The organism is Bacillus sp. LR--39, from assembly GCF_053613335.1.
Genome location: NZ_JBSIOT010000963.1, coordinates 1 through 679, shown reverse-complemented (window position 1 = coordinate 679; position 679 = coordinate 1). Strand labels below are relative to the sequence as shown.

1 protein-coding gene is annotated in these 679 nt (G+C 47.0%); it reads left to right on the top strand.

Annotated elements, in window-relative coordinates:
* On the top strand, positions 1-679 hold a 679-nt coding region (locus ACWHAR_RS27780; RefSeq protein ID WP_452088529.1), incomplete at both ends, for a preprotein translocase subunit SecA.

The window sequence follows — 679 nt, the reverse complement described above, 5'->3', positions numbered from 1 at the left end:
CGTCGCCCTTCATGAAGGGAATATCGCCGAAATGAAAACGGGGGAAGGTAAAACGCTGACTTCCACAATGCCCGTTTACTTGAACGCTCTGTCAGGGAAAGGCGTTCACGTCGTGACGGTCAACGAATACCTGGCGAGCCGCGACGCTGAAGAGATGGGGAAAATCTTTGAGTTTCTCGGGCTGACGGTCGGCCTAAACCTGAACAGCCTGTCAAAAGACGAGAAGCGTGAAGCCTATGCAGCAGATATTACGTATTCTACGAATAATGAGCTTGGCTTTGACTACTTGCGGGACAACATGGTGCTTTATAAAGAGCAGATGGTTCAGCGCCCGCTTCATTTTGCGGTAATTGATGAAGTTGACTCTATTTTAATTGATGAAGCGAGAACACCGCTTATCATTTCTGGACAAGCCGCCAAATCCACTAAGCTGTACGTACAGGCAAATGCTTTTGTCCGTACGTTAAAAGCGGAGAAGGATTACACGTACGATATCAAAACAAAAGCTGTACAGCTTACTGAAGAAGGAATGACGAAGGCGGAAAAAGCGTTCGGCATCGATAACCTCTTTGATGTGAAGCATGTCGCGCTCAACCACCATATCAACCAGGCCTTAAAAGCTCACGTTGCGATGCAAAAGGATGTTGACTATGTAGTGGAAGACGGACAGGTTGTTATT